Annotated in this window: 11 protein-coding genes; 7 read left to right on the forward strand and 4 right to left on the reverse strand. The window is 59.0% G+C overall.

Annotation, left to right across the window (positions count from 1 at the left end):
* Nucleotides 1-43: 43 nt before the first annotated feature.
* A complete protein-coding gene (gene sbcC, locus MX657_RS05250) occupies nt 44-3,175 on the reverse strand; it encodes an exonuclease subunit SbcC (RefSeq protein ID WP_346807582.1) in 3,132 nt (1,043 codons plus the stop codon).
* Entirely contained in the window at nt 3,172-4,377 is a 1,206-nt protein-coding gene (gene sbcD / locus MX657_RS05255; RefSeq protein WP_346807584.1) for an exonuclease subunit SbcD, read from the reverse strand. The genes sbcC and sbcD overlap by 4 nt, the downstream gene beginning before the upstream one ends.
* A 187-nt stretch (nt 4,378-4,564) precedes the next feature.
* Here sbcD and phoB point away from each other — a divergent pair, with 187 nt between their 5' ends.
* The 7 genes from phoB (at nt 4,565) to MX657_RS05290 (ending at nt 15,776) form a co-directional block, all read left to right on the forward strand.
* Entirely contained in the window at nt 4,565-5,254 is a 690-nt protein-coding gene (gene phoB, locus MX657_RS05260) for a phosphate response regulator transcription factor PhoB (protein ID WP_003859122.1), read from the forward strand.
* Nucleotides 5,255-5,275: 21 nt separating this feature from the next.
* Nucleotides 5,276-6,571 (forward strand): phosphate regulon sensor histidine kinase PhoR, encoded by a 1,296-nt coding sequence (gene phoR, locus MX657_RS05265; protein ID WP_119915259.1) that lies wholly within the window; start codon nt 5,276-5,278, stop codon nt 6,569-6,571.
* A gap of 409 nt (nt 6,572-6,980) precedes the next feature.
* Nucleotides 6,981-8,300, forward strand: a complete 1,320-nt coding sequence (brnQ, locus tag MX657_RS05270) for a branched-chain amino acid transporter carrier protein BrnQ (RefSeq protein ID WP_080328083.1) — start codon at nt 6,981-6,983, stop codon at nt 8,298-8,300.
* Nucleotides 8,301-8,380: 80 nt separating this feature from the next.
* On the forward strand, nt 8,381-9,754 hold the full coding sequence (proY, locus tag MX657_RS05275) for a proline-specific permease ProY (protein ID WP_119915258.1): 1,374 nt from the start codon (nt 8,381-8,383) through the stop codon (nt 9,752-9,754).
* Between the two features lie 141 nt (nt 9,755-9,895).
* Nucleotides 9,896-11,713, forward strand: a complete 1,818-nt coding sequence (malZ, locus tag MX657_RS05280) for a maltodextrin glucosidase (RefSeq protein WP_346807587.1) — start codon at nt 9,896-9,898, stop codon at nt 11,711-11,713.
* Between the two features lie 86 nt (nt 11,714-11,799).
* Nucleotides 11,800-14,394, forward strand: coding sequence for a DUF2339 domain-containing protein (locus tag MX657_RS05285; RefSeq protein ID WP_346807588.1), 2,595 nt, complete (start codon nt 11,800-11,802; stop codon nt 14,392-14,394).
* Nucleotides 14,391-15,776, forward strand: a complete 1,386-nt coding sequence (locus MX657_RS05290; protein ID WP_346807589.1) for a DUF3999 domain-containing protein — start codon at nt 14,391-14,393, stop codon at nt 15,774-15,776. Before MX657_RS05285 ends, MX657_RS05290 begins: the two co-directional genes overlap by 4 nt.
* Before the next feature lie 43 nt (nt 15,777-15,819).
* On the opposite strand, the gene MX657_RS05295 is transcribed toward MX657_RS05290, so the two are convergent.
* Nucleotides 15,820-16,422 (reverse strand): peroxiredoxin, encoded by a 603-nt coding sequence (locus MX657_RS05295; RefSeq protein ID WP_013095829.1) that lies wholly within the window; start codon nt 16,420-16,422, stop codon nt 15,820-15,822.
* Between the two features lie 251 nt (nt 16,423-16,673).
* Nucleotides 16,674-17,255: an ACP phosphodiesterase gene (acpH, locus tag MX657_RS05300; protein ID WP_333016494.1), complete on the reverse strand. Its 582-nt coding sequence runs from the start codon at nt 17,253-17,255 to the stop codon at nt 16,674-16,676.
* Between the last annotated feature and the right edge of the window lie 30 nt (nt 17,256-17,285).

Consider the following 17,285-nt stretch of genomic DNA (forward strand, 5'->3'; position numbering starts at 1 on the left):
GAGAGGGCCAGGCTGAGGGCACCAGACCGCACCATTCCACCATTCACCCTACCGCAAACTCCCTGTCCAGCCTGCTGTACCCCAGCCCGTTGATCTTCTTCACCTTGATCTGCACCGGAATGCGCTCTTTCATCGCCTCGACGTGGCTGATCACCCCGATGGTTTTCCCGGTGGCGTTCAGCGCGTCGAGCGCATCCAGCGCGGTATCCAGCGTTTCGCTGTCCAGCGTGCCGAACCCTTCGTCCAGGAACAGGGAATCAATCCGCGTCTTGTGACTCACTAAATCGGACAGCGCTAACGCCAGCGCCAGGCTGACAAGGAAGCTTTCGCCGCCGGAGAGCGTGCGGGTATCGCGCACCGCGTCCGCCTGCCAGGTATCCACCACTTCCAGCTCCAGCGCGTCACTGGCTTTGCGCTGCAGCAGATAACGCCCGTGCAGGCGGTTAAGCTGCTGGTTAGCGAGCCAGACCAGATTATCCAGCGTCAGCCCCTGAGCGAACTTACGGAACTTATCGCCGGTGCTGGAGCCGATCAGCGCGTTCAGATACCCCCAGTCGTCTGCCTGGCGACCGGCCTCTTCAATTTGCAGCATTAACGCCTGCTGGCGCTGACGGTTATCGCTGTCCTGCTTAAGCTGCTGGCGGATCTCGCCCTGATGCGTGGTGTTCTCACGAAGCCGTTGCGCCAGCTGCTGCAGCTGGCTTTGCAGGGTTGCGGCATCGGTGTCGAGCGCTTCCGGCCGCAGCGCCAGATGCGCCTGAAGCTGCTGGCTGGCCTGGCCGGAAAGGGCCGCGGTCTGCTGTATCTGATTTTCCAGCGACTGTTTCAGCTGTTCGAGGTGGCGGATAGCGTCGTCATCCAGCAGGGCGGCAAGAAACGCCTCCCGATCGGCAAAACAGCTTGCTGAGAGCGCGGCGGTGAACTGCGTCTGCGACTGTTGCAGGCGTTCTCGCTCCAGTGCTTCCTGCTGCTGCTGGGCGGTAAGCTGGCTCTGCAGCGACACGCATTCATCATGGATTTCTCGCCAGCTATCGGGAATGGCCTGTTCGGCTTCTTCTTCACTCGTTGCCGGAAGCGTATCGAGCAGCGGCTTCAGGGTGTTCACGCGTTCCTGAAGCACGCCGTGCTGCGTTTGCTTCTCCTGCCACTGGGCGAATTCCGCTTCGCGGGCGTGCAGCCAGGCGGCTTCGTGGTTCTCTTCAGGAACACTCAGGGACAGCGCCAGCAGGGTGTGTTCCAGCGCCTGGCGCGTCGCGGCCCGCTGTTGCTGATACTGGCGTTCCTGCATTTCCTGTTCGTTGAGCTGGTTTTGCAGGGTCTGGCGCTGGCTGAGCTGATAAAGCTGGCGCTCGTACTGTTCCTGCTCGTTCATCCAGGGCGCGATATCGTCCTGAATCGCCAGCATGACGTTCAGGGACGCGCAGGTTTCCTGCCACTCTTTAGTGAGCGCTTGCTCTTCCTGAGTCAGGGTCTGCGCTTCGTCCGTCTCGCGTTGGATCTGCTGAGTCAGGGCATTGACCTGTCCCAGCACCAGCAGGCCTTCTTCTTTAAGCGCGGCGACCTCTTTTTCCAGCGCATCACGGCGGCGCTGGTTGTCAGTCAGTTCAAGCGACTGGTATTGCTCAACGGCGGGATGCTCGCTGGAGCCGCACAGCGGACAGGGTTTGCCCGCCTCAAGCTGTGAACGGTAGTTTTCCAGATCTTTAATCGTCGCTTCACGTTCGCACAGGGCTTTCAGGTCCAGATAGTGCTGGTGTTTCTCTTTGTACTGCTGGCGGCGTAGCGCCAGGGTTTCATTGAGCTTACTCTGCTCCGCCTGGGCTTTCTGCACGCTTTCACCGCTCTGGCGCAGGCGCTTTTGCAGCGGCTGATAGCGGGCATGCAGTGACGTCAATCTCTGGCGCAGCGCGCGTGATCGGGATTGTTGTTCCATTGCCTCACTGACTTCATTTGCCGTCAGCGTCAGCGTAATATCCGGCATTGCAGCCAGCTTGTTTCGTAGCTCAGCAATCCGCGCAGCAAGCGCGGCGAGCTGACTTTTATCACGGTTTAGCTGTGAGAACTGGGCGCGCCAGCCGGCAATTTCCTGGCCCAGCAGGCGATAACGATCGTGCTCCGCCAGCCACTGCGTCAGCGCCGTCAGTTCGGCCTGTAGCCGCTCATGGGTACGCAGTGCGGTCGTGCGAATTCGCGCGCGCAGCGCGGTTTTGGTTTGTAAGCGAGTATTTACTTCTATAATTCGCTGCTGGGTTTGCGCCAGACGCGCGGTTTGTTCCAGCTGGTGCTCCCAGAGCGGACGCAGCTGGGCGGCGGGCTGAGCAAGCTGGAGCTTTGCCAGATCAGGCGCAGCGTCCGTCAGCGCCTGTTGCGCCTGCTGCTGCAACGCAGCAACGCGCTGTTGCTCGCGCGCAAGCTCGTCATGACGCGTAAGCCACTGAAAATCTTTCTGCTGACTCTGCTGTCGCACCAGCAGGGTTTTCTCTTCGTCAGTAAGTGCCTGCAAACTTTCCTGCAACTGCTGCTGTTGCTCTTCGCTCAACAGCACAACGCCCGCCGCCTGCGCCTCGCACTTTTCCAGCACGCTGCGGGCGGCTTTGTGTTTTTCAAACACCATGGCGGAAATCTGGCCGTAGATCTCGGTGCCGGTGAGCTCTTCCAGCAGCTCTGCGCGATCGCTCGGTTTAGCATTCAGGAAGGCGGCAAACTGCCCCTGGGAGAGCAGCATCGAGCGGGTAAAACGGCCGTAGTCCAGCCCGGTGAGCGCCGCGGTTTGTTCCAGTTTATCCGAGACCTTATCGGCCAGAATTTTGCCGTCTTCGCAGCGGGCCAGCTCCACGCGGGGAGCCTGGAGGTTCCCATCCGGCTGGTTGCGCGCCCGGTTCTGGCTCCAGAAGGCGCGGTAGGCAACGCCTTTCACCTCAAACTCCACTTCCGCCAGGCATTCGGCGGTGTCACGCGTCATCAGATCGTTCTGCGCCTGGGAGACCTTATTCAGGCGCGGGGTTTCGTGGTAGAGCGCCAGACAGATGGCATCAAGCAGGGTGGTTTTACCCGCGCCGGTTGCGCCGGTGATGGCAAACAGACCGTTGCTGGCAAACGGCTCGGCGGTGAAGTCAATTTTCCACTCGCCCTTGAGGGAGTTGAGGTTTTTCAGACGCAGGCTCAGAATTTTCATGCGTTTTCTTCCTCGTCATTGAGCGCATGCAGGGTATGGCTGAACAGCTCGTTGAGCCGGGCCCGCTTCACATCATCGATCTCTTCCTGCGACAGGCGGCGCTCGAACACCTCTTCAACGCGCAGTTCGCTAAGCGTTTCACGCTGGGCACCGAGCAAAATTTTCTCGCGCTGCTCGCGGCTGCGGCGCACCAGCAGCACCTCTACCGGCAAATCTTCAGTGAGCGCCTGAATTTTTCGCTGCATATCATGCAGGTAGTCATCGGTGGTGATTTCAATATCCAGCCAGACCGGCGGATCAAGATCTGCGCCGCGCCACTGCTCAAGCTGTTGCGTAATCGCGGCAAGATCGCCTTTCAGCACCGCCAGCGGCTGGGTGACCGGCACCTCCAGCGTCTCAACGGCGCTGAGTTTGCCCTCGCTGAAGCTCACCAGATGCACGGACTTGGTCTTGCCGGTTTCATCGAAACTGAGCGAAACAGGGGAACCACAGTAGCGGATGTGCTCGCAGCCGCCGATGACCTGTGCCCGGTGAATGTGCCCGAGCGCAATGTAGTCGGCAGGCGGGAAGTTTTGCGCAGGAAAGGCGTCCAGCGTACCGATATAGATCTCTCGGACCGCGTCACTTTTACTGGCCCCGACGGTGGTGAGGTGCCCGGTCGCGATCACCGGAATGGCCTGTTCACCGCGCAGGGTGCAGGCTTCCGCATGCTGCCGGTGATAATAGTCGGTGATGGCCTGTAATAAATGCTGCTGCTTTTCCGCACCCGACAGCCCCGCCTGGCTTTGCACGATGTCGCGCGGACGTAAAAAGGGGATTGGGCACAGTACCGCGCCCGGCGACCCGTCGCGTTTATTCAGGATCTGCGGGGCGTGCCCGGCGCTGGCCACCACGGTGGTATTGAGAAACGCCAGAATGTCGCGGGACTCATTCAGCGTGGCCACGGAGTCATGGTTCCCGGCGACAATCACCAGATGACACCCGGTCTGCTGCAGGTTCACCACAAAACGGTTGTATAATTCACGCGCATAGCTCGGCGGCGAACCGGTATCGAAGATGTCACCCGCCACAATAATGGCATCCACCTCGTGCGCCTGGGCCGTTTCCAGCAGCCAGTTCAGGAACGCTTCATGTTCAGCCGCACGGCTTTTGCTGTAAAAGTTTTGACCCAGGTGCCAGTCCGAGGTGTGAAGTATGCGCATAGGAGATCCGTGGCGAAAAAAGATGCGGACGATTATAAACTCTCAGGGAAAGGAAAATAACCGCTGTAATAAAACAACAGTTTGCCATTTATAGTGGTACTGTTTTTCATAAATCTGTCATAAATCTGACGCATAATGACGCCGCATTACAAACTTGTAACTTAAATAAGATAAGACAGGGCAAAGTATGGCGAGACGTATTCTGGTCGTAGAAGATGAAGCTCCAATTCGTGAAATGGTGTGCTTCGTGCTCGAACAAAATGGCTTTCAGCCGGTTGAAGCGGAAGATTATGACAGCGCGGTGAACCAGCTGAATGAACCCTGGCCCGATCTGATTCTGCTTGACTGGATGTTGCCCGGCGGCTCCGGACTGCAGTTTATCAAACACATTAAGCGTGAGGCGATGACCCGCGACATCCCGGTCGTCATGCTCACGGCGCGTGGTGAAGAAGAGGATCGCGTTCGCGGTCTGGAGACCGGCGCGGACGATTACATTACCAAGCCTTTCTCCCCGAAAGAGCTGGTGGCGCGCATTAAAGCCGTGATGCGCCGCATTTCGCCGATGGCGGTGGAAGAGGTGATTGAGATGCAGGGCCTCAGCCTTGATCCAACGTCACACCGCGTGATGACTGGCGAAAATCCCCTCGATATGGGGCCTACCGAATTTAAACTCCTGCACTTCTTTATGACTCACCCGGAACGCGTTTACAGCCGCGAGCAGTTGCTGAATAACGTCTGGGGAACTAACGTGTATGTCGAAGACCGGACGGTTGACGTCCACATCCGCCGCCTGCGAAAAGCGCTGGAACTGAGCGGCCACGATCGCATGGTGCAGACGGTCCGCGGCACGGGTTATCGTTTTTCTACCCGTTTCTGAACAATGACAGGAGTGTGACGCGTGCTGGAACGTCTGTCATGGAAAAGGCTCGTCTTTGAACTAATCTTATGCTGTATTCCGGCCTTCCTTCTGGGGGCCATTTTTGGGTATCTGCCGTGGTTTCTGCTGGCGTCGGTGACCGGTTTGCTGATCTGGCATTTCTGGAACCTGCTGCGCCTTTCATGGTGGCTATGGGTTGACCGCAGTATGACGCCACCGCCGGGAAGCGGTAGCTGGGAGCCGCTGCTGTACGGTCTGCACCAGATGCAGATGCGTAATAAAAAGCGCCGCCGCGAGCTGGGAAGCCTGATTAAACGCTTTCGCAGCGGCGCAGAGTCGCTGCCGGATGCGGTGATCCTGACGACAGAAGAAGGCACTATTTTCTGGTGTAACGGGCTTGCGCAACAGCTGCTGGGCCTGCGCTGGCCAGACGATAATGGTCAGAACATCCTCAACCTTCTGCGCTATCCCGAGTTCACGCTGTATCTGAAAAAGCGTGATTTCACCCGTCCGCACAATCTGAAGCTGAATAATGGCCGCCATCTGGAAATCCGCGTGATGCCTTACAGCGATCGCCAGTGGCTGATGGTGGCGCGCGACGTGACCCAGATGCACCAGCTGGAAGGGGCGCGTCGTAACTTCTTCGCCAACGTCAGCCACGAGCTTCGTACCCCGCTGACGGTGCTGCAGGGCTATCTGGAGATGATGCAGGAGCAAACCCTGGAAGGCGCGCCGCGCGAAAAAGCGCTGCACACCATGCGCGAGCAAACGCACCGGATGGAAGGGCTGGTGAAGCAGCTGCTGACGCTGTCGAAGATTGAAGCGGCGCCTTCGCTCGCGCTGACTGACACCATCGATGTGCCGATGATGCTGCGGGTGGTGGAGCGGGAAGCCCAAACCTTAAGCCATAAAAAACACCACCTTACTTTTGACGTCGACAACACGCTAAAGGTGCTGGGCAGCGAAGATGAGCTGCGTAGCGCCATCTCCAACCTGGTGTACAACGCGGTGAATCATACCCCGGAAGGGACGAAGATCGTGGTGCGCTGGCAGCACACCCCGGCAGGGGCCGAGTTTAGCGTGGAGGACAACGGGCCGGGGATCGCGCCTGAGCATATTCCGCGTCTGACCGAGCGGTTCTATCGCGTGGATAAAGCGCGCTCGCGGCAGACCGGCGGAAGCGGCCTGGGGCTGGCGATTGTGAAACATGCGGTCAATCACCATGAGAGCCGTCTTGATATTCAGAGTACGCCGGGCAAAGGAACCCGCTTCAGCTTTGTGATGCCGGAACGATTAATTGCCAAAAAAATCGCCTGACGGCAGGCGTGTCATTTTACCTTTCCACGGGCCAGCGTTTGCTGGCCCGTTTGCTTTGCAGTCAAGCGAAACGCGTGTGAATTTTATACGGCTGTCTTTTTTTTGTTCGCATGATTAGCCATGGGTTTTTCTCATAATTAGCGCATTGTGCTGGATTGATTTTTCATGCTGGCATATTGTTCTGGTTTTGCGATCCCACCTTGCCTTTAAACGTTATAAGCGTTTAAATTGCCCCCCAGATACTGTCAGACCGACTGTATTTGCGTGGTAAATCGAAAAACTATTCTTCTCCACGCCAGGACGGGAGCATTTCCCGCTGAAATTGAGCAAATTTTCGGCTGTATCGTCCCGTCAGGGAAATCGAAAATCTCAATGTTTTCAACACCACATCCACAGGCAGTAAGGTTTTATGACCCATCACTTAAAATCGCGTGACATCATCGCGCTGGGCTTTATGACATTTGCGCTGTTCGTTGGCGCAGGCAACATCATTTTCCCTCCAATGGTTGGCTTACAGGCGGGTGAACACGTCTGGACCGCCGCGTTTGGTTTCCTGATTACTGCCGTGGGCCTGCCGGTGCTGACCGTCGTCGCGCTGGCGAAAGTCGGCGGCGGTGTTGATAGCCTCAGCACCCCGATTGGCAAAGTGGCGGGCGTCCTGCTGGCGACCGTCTGCTATCTGGCCGTTGGCCCGCTGTTTGCCACCCCGCGTACGGCAACCGTGTCCTTCGAAGTGGGTATTGCTCCCCTGACCGGTGACGGTGCGATGCCGCTGTTTATCTACAGCCTGATCTACTTCGCGATTGTGATTCTGGTTTCCCTCTATCCGGGTAAGCTGCTGGACACGGTCGGCAACTTCCTGGCACCGCTGAAAATTGTCGCGCTGATCGTGCTGGCGGTAGCGGCCATCATCTGGCCAGCCGGCCCGATTAGCGACGCGATGGACGCCTATAAAAACGCCGCGTTTTCTAACGGCTTTGTGAACGGCTATCTGACGATGGATACCCTGGGCGCGATGGTGTTTGGTATCGTTATCGTTAACGCCGCGCGTTCCCGCGGCGTGACCGAAGCGCGTCTGCTGACCCGCTACACCATCTGGGCTGGCCTGATGGCCGGTGTGGGCCTGACGCTGCTGTATCTGGCGCTGTTCCGCCTGGGTTCCGATAGCGCGATGCTGGTTGATCAGAACGCGAACGGCGCGGCTATCCTGCACGCTTACGTTCAGCACACCTTCGGTGGCGCAGGCAGCATGCTGCTGGCGGCGCTGATCTTCCTGGCTTGCCTGGTGACGGCGGTTGGCCTGACCTGCGCCTGCGCAGAGTTCTTTGCGCAGTATCTGCCGCTCTCTTACCGCACCCTGGTGTTTATCCTCGGTATCTTCTCCATGGCGGTGTCTAACCTCGGTCTGAGCCACCTGATTCAGGTCTCTATTCCGGTACTGACAGCGATTTATCCGCCATGCATCGTGCTGGTGGTGCTGAGCTTCACCCGCCCGTGGTGGCATAACTCCTCACGAATTATTGCGCCAGCCATGTTTATCAGCCTGATTTTTGGTATCCTTGACGGGATCAAAGCATCAGCGTTCGCAGACATTCTGCCAGCCTGGACACAGCGTCTGCCGCTGTCCGAGCAGGGCCTGGCCTGGCTGATGCCTACCGTTGTTGCGCTGGTTCTGGCCGTTATCTGGGACCGTGCTGCAGGGCGTCAGGTCGCATCGAACGCCCATTAATCAACGGCAACAAACTGTTTAACCACGGGGCTTAAGGCCCCGTGGTTTTTTGTTTTTTCGTGTTGAATGGCAAGATTTTAATGGAAAGCACTAACAAACTTAAACGTGGACTCAGCACTCGCCACATCCGCTTTATGGCGCTGGGCTCTGCTATCGGCACCGGTCTTTTTTATGGCTCGGCAGATGCCATCAAAATGGCCGGTCCAAGCGTTCTGCTGGCCTACATCATCGGCGGCGTGGCGGCGTATATCATCATGCGCGCCCTCGGTGAAATGTCGGTTCACAACCCGTCCGCCAGCTCCTTCTCCCGCTACGCGCAGGAAAATTTAGGCCCGCTGGCTGGGTTTATCACCGGCTGGACCTACTGCTTTGAAATCCTGATTGTGGCCATCGCCGACGTGACCGCGTTTGGCATCTACATGGGCGTCTGGTTCCCGGCGGTGCCGCACTGGATTTGGGTCCTGAGCGTGGTGCTGATCATTTGCGCCGTCAACCTGATGAGCGTGAAGGTGTTCGGCGAGCTGGAGTTCTGGTTCTCCTTCTTTAAAGTCGCGACCATTATCATCATGATCCTCGCCGGTTTCGGCATCATCATCTGGGGAATCGGCAACGGCGGACAGCCGACCGGCATCCATAACCTCTGGAGCAACGGCGGCTTCTTCAGCAACGGCTGGCTCGGGATGGTCATGTCGCTGCAGATGGTGATGTTCGCCTACGGCGGCATCGAGATTATCGGCATCACCGCCGGGGAAGCTAAAGACCCGGAGAAATCCATTCCGCGCGCCATCAACTCGGTGCCGATGCGTATTCTGGTGTTCTATGTGGGCACGCTGTTTGTGATCATGTCCATCTACCCGTGGAACCAGGTGGGCACTAACGGTAGCCCGTTTGTCCTGACCTTCCAGCATATGGGCATTGCCTTTGCGGCCAGTATTCTGAACTTTGTGGTGCTGACCGCGTCGCTCTCGGCCATTAACAGCGATGTGTTCGGCGTGGGCCGCATGCTGCACGGTATGGCGGAGCAGGGCAGTGCGCCGAAGGTGTTCGCCAAAACCTCACGCCGCGGCACGCCGTGGGTGACGGTGGTGGTGATGACGGTGGCGCTGCTGTTCTCGGTTTACCTGAACTACATCATGCCGGAGAACGTCTTCCTGGTGATTGCCTCCCTGGCGACCTTCGCGACCGTGTGGGTGTGGATCATGATCCTGCTGTCGCAGATTGCCTTCCGCCGCCGTCTGTCGCCGGATGAGGCGAAAGCGCTGAAGTTTAAAGTGCCGGGCGGGGTGGCGACGACTGTGGTCGGGCTGATCTTCCTGGTGTTTATCATTGGCCTGATTGGTTACCACCCGGATACCCGTATTTCCCTGTACGTGGGCTGCGCGTGGATCGTTCTGCTGCTGATCGGCTGGGTGTTTAAGTGTCGCCGTGACCGCCAGATGGCGGAAGCGCAGTAATATTTTTATTCCCTCTCCCTCGCGGGAGAGGGGATTTTTGCCTCATCCCCCGTCCTCCTCCCCCAATAAATCTCGTCATGGTGAGCTAACCTTAATCACCCTGTGGCAAGGTGACGTCAATTTCATCAAAGGGGATTCGTGATGTTAAACGCCTGGCACCTTCCGGTTGCCCCATTTGTTAAGCAAAACAAAGACAACCTGGTGATTACGCTCTGGCTGGCGGGGGAAAATCAGCCGGAGCGTGTGACCCTTCGCGCCGAAGTGGATAACGAAGAAACGTCGCTGAAAATGCACAAACAGCGCAGCCAGCCGCAGCCGGGGATCACGGCGTGGCGGGCGAATATCGACCTGCGCAGCGGGCAACCGCGCCGTCGCTACAGCTTCAAACTTTTGTGGAACAACCGCCAGCTGTGGTTTACCCCGCAGGGGTTTAGCCGTTTCCCTCCGGCCCGGCTGGAGCAGTTCGCGGTTGATTACCCGGATAACGGTCCGCAATGGGTTAACGATCAGATTTTTTACCAGATTTTCCCGGACCGCTTTGCACGCAGCGAAAAACGCACCGCCGACCAGGACAAGGTCTATTACCATCATGCCGCCGGTCACGACATCATCCTGAAAAAATGGGATGAACCGGTGACGGCGCAGGCGGGGGGCTCGACGTTCTACGGCGGCGATCTCGACGGCATCAGCGAAAAGCTGCCGTACCTGAAAAAGCTCGGCGTGACGGCGCTGTACCTCAACCCGGTGTTTAAAGCCCCGAGCGTACACAAATACGATACCCAGGATTATCGTCACGTTGATGAGCAGTTTGGCGGCGACGCGGCGCTGCTGCGCCTGCGTGAGAACACCAAAAACGAAGGCATGCGCCTGATCCTGGACGGCGTGTTTAACCACAGCGGCGATTCGCACGCGTGGTTTGACCGTCATAACCAGTCGATGGGCGGGGCGTGTCATAACCCGGATTCGCCGCAGCGCGACTGGTACAGCTTTAACGAGGAGGGGCGCGCGCTGGACTGGCTGGGCTACCCGAGCCTGCCGAAGCTGGATTTCCAGTCCCCGTCTCTGGTGAATGAGATTTACGGCGGTGAAGACAGCATCGTCCGTCACTGGCTGAAGGCTCCGTGGAACATGGACGGCTGGCGTCTGGACGTGGTGCATATGCTCGGTGAAGCGGGCGGCGCGCGGAATAACCTTCAGCACGTCGCCGGGATCGCGCGTTCGGCGAAAGTGGCCCAGCCGGAGGCGTTTGTCTTTGGCGAGCACTTTGGCGACGCGCGCCAGTGGCTGCAGAACGATGCGGAAGATGCGGCGATGAACTATCGCGGCTTTACCTTCCCGCTGTGGGGATTCCTCGCAAACACCGATATCTCCTACGATCCGAACCATATCGACGCCGAAACCTGCATGGCGTGGATGGACAACTATCGTGCTGGCCTGTCGCACCAGCAGCAGCTGCGGATGTTTAACCAGCTCGATAGCCACGACACCGCACGCTTTAAATCCCTGCTCGGCAAGGATGTCGCGCGCCTGCCGCTGGCGGTCACCTGGCTCTTCACCTGGCCGGGCGTGCCGTGTATTTACTATGGCGATGAGGTCGGGCTGGACGGCAACAACGATCCGTTCTGCCGCAAAACCTTCCCGTGGGAGCCAGAGAAACAGGACAAGGTGCTGTTTAGCCTGTACCAGCGGCTGGCGAAATTGCGCAAACAGAGTCTCGCCCTGCGCTACGGCGGCTGCCAGGTGATGTACGCCCACGATAACGTGGTCGTCTTTGCTCGCGTCTATAACCAGCAGCGCGTGCTGGTGGCGATTAACCGGGGCGAGGCCTGCGAAGTGGTGCTGGATGATTCCCCGTTGCTGAAGGTGGCGAGGTGGACGAACAAAGAGGGCAAGGCGACGATACAGGATGGCGTGCTGGCGCTGCCTGCGGTATCCGCGACGGTCTGGCTCGGCAGCTAATGCACTAATGTTTCCACCTTTTAAGATGGCGCAAATGCAACGATTTGTGTCAATCTTAACGGATCGTTTACGGTGAAGGTGGAAACATGGACGAGCTTTACATCCTTGGCTGTTTATTCCTGGTTTTTGCGCTGCTGGTTGCGCCCGTACTTGCGGTTATCGGGTTTAATCGAAGCACGGCGGCGCAGCAGGAGATCGCCCGGCTACGCCAGCGCATTGAGGCGCTTGAGCAGCGCGGCGCGGCTGAGATAGCGCCGGACCCGGTACCGGCCGCCGCGGCAGTGGTGGTGGAAGACGCGCCCGCGCCTGTCGATCCCTGGCGTCCCGAAACGCCCGCTGTCGCGGCAGAACCCGCTCCGGCCCCTGCGGCTAAACAGCCTTCTGCCTTTGGCGGCATTGTGACGTCGCTGGCGCGCTGGTTTATGCAGGGCAATCCGCTCGCGAAGCTTGGCATTCTGCTGCTCTTCCTCGGCCTCTCTTTCCTGCTGCGCTACACCGTTGAACACTCCCTGTTCCCGCTTGAGCTGCGCCTGGTGGCGACGGCGCTGTTTGCCATCGTGCTGCTGGCGGTTGGCTGGCGGCTGCGTCACAAGCAGCCGATCTACGCGCTTATCTTACAGGGCGGGGCGACGGGTATTCTCTACCTGACGGTCTTCGGCGCCTTCCGGCTCTGGCAGATGCTGCCGATAACGCTGGCCTTTGCGCTGCTGGTGGTGATTTGCGCCGCGAGCGTCGGGCTGGCCGTGCTGCAGAAAGCCCTGAGCCTTGCCATGCTGGCGAGCCTCGGCGGATACCTTGCGCCGCTGCTGCTATCTACCGGGGGCGGGAGCTTTGTGGCGCTGTTCTCCTTCTATCTCCTGCTTTCCATCGGCATTCTCGCCATCAGCATCTGGCAGCACTGGCGCGAGCTTAACCTGCTCGGGCTGCTCTTTACCTTTGGCGTGGGCGGCCTGTGGGGACTGAGTGATTACCAGCCTGAAGACTATTGGATCTGTCAGCTGTTCCTGATTGCCAATACGCTGATATTCGGCGTGCTGAGCGTGGCGCTGTCGCTGCGGGCGCAGGAGAAAGGGAAGCAGATTATTGACGGCGTGCTGCTGTTTGCCCCGCCGCTGATAGGCTTCGGGATGCAGTACGGTATGACTCAGCACTGGACGTACGGCCCGGCGCTCAGCGCGCTGGGGTACGGTGCGTTTTACCTCTCGCTGGCGTTCCTCGCGCTGCGCCGCTATCCGTCCATCGGACGACCGCTGGTGATGGCGGCGCTGGCCATTGGCGGTGGGTTTGCCACGCTCGCCATTCCGCTGGCGCTCTCCGCACGCTGGACGGCAATGGCCTGGGCGCTGGAGGGGCTGGGCATCCTCTGGCTGGGTGTGCAGCAGAACCAGCGGCGCATGAGCTATAGCGGGACGGCGCTGCTGGTGCTGGCGCTTGGCAGCGCGATCTGGGCGCTGATGAACGGCGTGACGTCGCTGAGCCTGCTGCTGATCTTCGCCATCCTCAGCCTTTGCTGGCTGGCTGCAGCCTGGCTGTGGCGGCGTATTGTGCTGCCGGTCAGCTGGACGCTGCTGGCAGGCGGGCTGCTGTTCTGGCTCGTGGCGCTATTGGGTGCGTCGCGGATGGTGTTGAAACACGAATTGCCTGTTCTGGCAGGCGTGCTGGCGCTCCTGGCCATCTCTGTCTGGGGCTGGCGGCAGGTAGCCGCGCGTCTGACGTGGCGGGAGCTGGATGCCAGTAAATGGCTGCTGTGGCCGGTTATGCTGCTGATGGTAGGCTATCAGCTCTGGCACCAGCAGATGTTTGCCGCTGGCTGGGCAAATCTGGCCTGGGGTATTGCGCTGCCGGCCGCGCTGACGCTGTTGTGGCGAGACGGCGCTCGTTTAGCGCCGCGTGTCTCAATGGGGCTGCATATTTCGCTGTTCTGGATGATTTTACTGGCGCTGGCGGCGGAGCTTTACTGGTTTGCCCGGTCGCTGCCGTGGGGCATGGCGGCCTGGGGCAGCGGGCTGGTGATGGCCGCAGGCGGCGGGGTGATTATTGCACTCTCTGCGGCGGTGCGCCGTCGCGTGTGGCCGTTCCGTGCGTGGCCTGCGCTCTACGCGTGTGTGGCACCGATCCCCGTGCTCGCGGCGCTGCTGGTATTACTGGTGGTGACCAATTTCCAGGACGGCGTGGTTTATCGTCAGACCTGGCTGCCGCTGGTGAACCCGCTTGAGGAAGGCGCAGCGTTCGCGCTGCTGGGGCTGGTGGTCTTTTATCGGGCAGTGGATCGCTACTACCCGGCGCTGCTCTCGCAGGCCCGTCCGTGGCCTGCCGTCGCGATCGTGGCGTTTGGCTTCTGGTGGCTTAACGGTGCGCTGATGCGCGCTCTGGCCTGGTACGGCGACGTGGCCTGGAATATGGCATCGCTATGGGATTCGCGGCTTATCCAGACCACCTTTGCCCTGTTCTGGATGCTGATCGCGCTGGTGGTGATGGTCCACGCCACCCGTCGGGCTTCCCGTCAGGAGTGGCTCAGCGGTGCCGGGCTGCTGGGGGTGGTGATGGTGAAACTGATGCTGGTAGACAGCGCGGGCGGAGGCGGTCTGTCGCGCGCGGTGGCGTTTATCGGCGTGGCGATACTGGTGCTGATCGTGGGGTATTTCTCACCGCTACCGCCCAAAACAGGAGAAGAAAAATGAAATGGATGAAAGCGGTAGCATGTACCGCGCTGCTGGCGCTTTCCGGGCCGGCGTTCTGCGACGAGGCAAAAACGGAATCGCCGCGGGATTATGCCTTCGGTCTTTCGCTGGATACGTCAGCTCCTTCCCAGTGGTATCGGGTGACGTTGCCGCTCGCCGTCTATGCGCAGAGCACGTCGCCGGATCTGCATGACGTTCGCGTCTTTAATCAGTCGGGCGAGCCGGTTCCGTTCAGCCTGGTCGCCGCGACGCGTCCGCAGGCGGCAGCGCAATCCACGGCGCTGCGCCTCTTCCCGCTGGACGCCTCGCCGCTAGCGCCTGCGCGAGGGGATGAGGGCAGCGATAAAATCCTGCTCCGTTCCCGAAACGGCGTTGAGATTGTGCTGGAAGGGCAAAAAGCTGCCGCAGCGGGCCAACATTATCTGCTGACCCTGCCGGAGCAGGCTTCGGATGAGATTGCCTTGTCTCAGCTGCAGCTGGTCTGGAATAACCCGCAGCCCCCGTGGCAGGGAACGGCGTCGGTCTATTACAGCGAGGATCTTAAGCGCTGGTATACCCTGCGCGAGGATATGCCGCTGCTTGACGTCGTCAGCGGCGAGGAGCGTCTTAAGCTCGATCGGATCGATATTGATACGGTTCTATCTCCCGATGCGAATCGCTATCTTATGGTGGTGCTGAATGCGCAGAGCCAGGGGATAACCCTGACCGGCGTAAACGCGATTAGCGCCCCTGCGCAGGCGGCCCCGGAAGCGATCGACCTTGAGGGGGAAGGAGAACAGCTATCGACAAGCGAAGCGCAGTGGCACTGGGCGCGGCCGCAGCCGCTGAGTGCTGTCAGCATTTTACTGAATGGCGATGGCGTCCTTCCCGTCGAGATCGCGTGGCGGAGTACGGAAAAAGATACCTGGCACCCGCTGAAAAAAGAGGTGCTTTACCGTCTGGAGGGCAAAACGTCTCCACCGGTTTCGCTTAGCGGAGGCCTGGTGCAGGCGGTGAAAATCACGACGCTGAATGCGCGCCTGCCGGAATACCTGCCGGGCGTCATCGGGCATCGCGACCGCTATGATCTGGTGTTCAACGCGCAGGGAAAAGCGCCGTATGTGCTCGCCTGGGGCAACGGTGCTGCAAAGCCTGCCAGCGTGGAGCCTGACATGCTGATCCCTGCCGGGCTGCGTAAAACGTATGATATGGCGAACCTGCCGCAGGCCGGTATTCTGAAGGATGTCGCGTTAGGCGGGGAGGCTCGCCTGACCGCTACCTCAGCAGCCGATCGGGAGAGCCGGATGAACACCCTGCTGGTGTGGGGCGTGCTGATTGCGGGCGTGATTTTGCTGGCGGGCATGGCCTGGCGCATCTGGCGAGAGACGCAGCGTCACGCATAAAAAAAGGCCCGCATAAGCGGGCCTTCTTCGTAAACCGTGCCGATTACAGGCTGGATACGTTCTCGGACAGGTATTTAGCAACGCCGTCTGGGGAAGCAGACATACCTTCTTTACCTTTTTCCCACTGAGCCGGGCACACTTCGCCGTGCTCTTCGTGGAACTGCAGCGCGTCAACCATGCGCAGCATTTCGTCGATGTTACGACCCAGCGGCAGATCGTTCACAACCTGGTGACGAACGATGCCGTTTGCGTCGATCAGGAAGGAACCGCGCAGCGCAACGCCAGCGTCCGGATGTTCGATACCGTAAGCCTGCTGGATTTCGCGTTTGATGTCCGCAACCATTGCGTATTTCACCGCACCGATGCCGCCTTTGTCGACAGGGGTGTTACGCCATGCGTTGTGTACAAATTCAGAGTCGAAGGAGACGCCAACAACTTCCACGCCACGCTTCTGGAATTCTTCATAACGTTTGTCGAAGGCGATCAGCTCAGACGGGCAAACGAAAGTGAAGTCCATTGGCCAGAAGAACAGAACGGTCGCTTTACCGTTGGTGTGCTGTTTGAAGTTGAAGTTTTCAACGATTTCACCGTTGCCCAGAACTGCTGCAGCTGTAAAATCCGGAGCCGGACGAGTTACCAGAACCATATGATTCTCCTGTAGATACTAAGGTTATTTGGAACGCAACGCGAGCCAGTATAGAGAGTGTTCATGGATAAGACAAAGAGGTGGTGACAATCGTTCCGCCAGCTTTTACCTATCAATGTCATTTTTATACACAAAATCATTCAAGTTGCATCAAGGCGGCAAGTCTGGGAATCCCCGGGAGCTTACTGAAGTAAGTGACTGGGGTGAGCAGACGTAGCCAACGCAGAGGCAGCTTGAAGGATGAAGTGTATTTAGAGCTGTTTGTTTTTCGCCTGCACCATCATGCGCGGGTAAAACTGCCAGAAACGCGTTTCCAGCGCGTCGTAATGTTCATCCAGGTCGTACCAGGAATCGCGCAGCGCATCCAGCCGCGGGCGACGGCTCGCCATCCCGTTCAACACATTCTGGATGAAATCCATCTCGCGATAGCGCTCCAGCCAGCGCTCTGACCACAAATAGTTATTCAGATTCACAAAGCGCGGCGGAGAGTCGGGCAAAATGATCGACACCTGCTGGTGGGCGTAGCGCACAAACTCGGGCAACGGCATCTCCGGCGACAGCTGTTCCCAGTGGCGCGACAGGAAGTGGTCCCACATCACGTCGAGCGTGATCGGCGCAACGCGGCGGGTTTCAGGGCGAAACCAGGCTTTGGCTTCCGTCACCTCTGGCAGGTTATCGGTCAGCACGTCGATGCGACGATGCATAAATATCCCGTCGACAACCTCAGGGGAAAAGTCTTCCGCGGGGTTGCCGCGCACGAAATCGGCCAGCAAATTGCCGGAAAGGGAGCTGTCAGCGAGGTGGGCGAGATGCAGGTGAGCGAGAAAATTCATGCGTTTTATTTGTCCAGTGGCGGCTAGTTG

Origin of the sequence: Enterobacter chuandaensis (assembly GCF_039718975.1) — a bacterium.
Lineage (GTDB): Bacteria > Pseudomonadota > Gammaproteobacteria > Enterobacterales > Enterobacteriaceae > Enterobacter > Enterobacter chuandaensis.